At 40.5% G+C, this 1,050-nt stretch carries 2 protein-coding genes; both read right to left on the bottom strand.

The genetic code is table 11. The features are described from left to right. A partial coding sequence (locus BBW69_RS00725) for an ATP-binding protein (protein ID WP_188210091.1) occupies positions 1–659 on the bottom strand: 659 nt, incomplete at its 3' end. A gap of 118 nt (positions 660–777) precedes the next feature. Beyond that, on the bottom strand, positions 778–1,050 hold a 273-nt coding region (locus BBW69_RS09950), incomplete at its 5' end, for a hypothetical protein (protein ID WP_223169900.1).

Below are 1,050 nucleotides of genomic sequence, written 5' to 3'. Positions count from 1 at the left end.
TCGTTAGTGATGAACACGATAGTTCCAGCAAACTCAAACTCTTTATCAATGCCTTTGTCATCAAGATAAGCTGAAGCAGTGCTCCAACAAACTTTACGAGTTTCACCAGTATCGAGTGCAGCTTTCAGAAGGTTCAGGATATCCATGTCACTGAACACATCAACATCATCCAGAAGCAGAACTGAACCTTCTTCTTTATTTTTCCAGAGCTGTTCGTAGAGGCCAATACCTGAGATTTTACCGTTGATGCTTTTGAAAACGATTTCACCACGTTCGTCAGCAGCTTTCAGATTTTTCTCTAAAGTGTATGTCTTACCAATACCTGCAGCACCAGAGATAATTAATGAACGGATATTACCAGAAATGATGCCTTTAGTCATCATATTCATCACTGTGAAGCGTTTGTTGATACGTTGTTTCATTTCCTCTTCTGATTCAACTGAAGTCAGAGGAGAAACCTCCATTCCTTCCATTTCGATATCACATTTGAACACCCATACTCCACGTTCTTTACCATCAACCTGGATGAACACTTTACCGTCACCAAGGTGTGCTTCGTGAACTGGAACAACCTCTGGGAACCAGGTCTTAGTTGCAACAAACTTACCATTGATGTCATTGCCGCGGTAAGTACCTTTGTTGATTTGAACGTTGAACATTTTATTTCTCCATTTACTTGTTTTGTTTCGATGCAGCTATAATAACATGTTTGAAGCAGATGTACATACCTTTTTGAAAAAGATTTAAATGCCCGAAAGGGACCCGAAGGTCCCTTCATTATGAGTGCTTGTCTATCTGATGGTCTGCCAATCGTTTAGGCAGTGACCAAATGGCTTTCAAGAGACCCATGACGCAGACACAGACACCAATCCAGAGCCATAGAGTTAAGAAGAACCAGAAATCAACTGCAGTATCAACTGCACCACGTTTAATCATGTAGCGAGTAATAATGTAGCCCACTGTGAAGTAGACCACAAGGATAAAAGCAAATAGCACCATAAAAGTTATACTCATATTGCGTCCCAATATAGCTTGAACTCTATCTGATGA

Origin of the sequence: Neisseria sp. RH3002v2f (assembly GCF_014596375.1) — a bacterium.
Classification (GTDB): Bacteria; Pseudomonadota; Gammaproteobacteria; order Burkholderiales; family Neisseriaceae; genus Neisseria; species Neisseria cinerea.
This window is presented reverse-complemented; position numbering and strand designations above follow the sequence as displayed.